Origin of the sequence: Bradyrhizobium sp. PRIMUS42 (assembly GCF_023006515.1) — a bacterium.
In the GTDB taxonomy this organism is placed as follows: domain Bacteria; phylum Pseudomonadota; class Alphaproteobacteria; order Rhizobiales; family Xanthobacteraceae; genus Bradyrhizobium.
Genome location: NZ_JALBGZ010001589.1, coordinates 1 through 469 on the forward strand (window position 1 = coordinate 1; position 469 = coordinate 469).

General features: G+C 67.8%; 1 protein-coding gene. It reads right to left on the minus strand.

The window, feature by feature from the left end; translation table 11 throughout:
* Positions 1–469 (minus strand): methyl-accepting chemotaxis protein (locus MOV75_RS41805; protein ID WP_247008738.1); only part of this gene is annotated, 469 nt, incomplete at both ends.

The window sequence follows — 469 nt, forward strand, 5'->3', positions numbered from 1 at the left end:
CATGCCCGTGATGTGCGAGGAGATCTCGTCGGTGGCCTTCGCGGTCTGGCTCGCCAGCGACTTCACTTCGCTCGCAACCACGGCAAAGCCACGCCCGGCTTCGCCGGCGCGCGCCGCCTCGATGGTGGCGTTGAGCGCCAAAAGGTTGGTCTGCTCGGCAATCGCGGTGATCAGCTTGACCACTTCGCCGATCTGCTGGGCCGCATGCGACAGCTTGCCGATGCGACCGTCGGTCTCCCTGGCCTGAACCACGGCGGCTTCCGCAATGCGGCTGGAATCGCGGACCTGGCGGCCGATCTCCTCGACCGAGGCCGAGAGCTCTTCCGTCGCGGTGGCGACCGACTGCATGTTGGAGGATGCCTGCTCGGAAACGCCCGCGACCTGGCTCGACAGGCTCTGCGTGGTCTCGGCGGTGCGGGTCAGCGTGGAAGCCGCCGATTCCAGCTGCACGGCGGAGGCCGAGACGTTG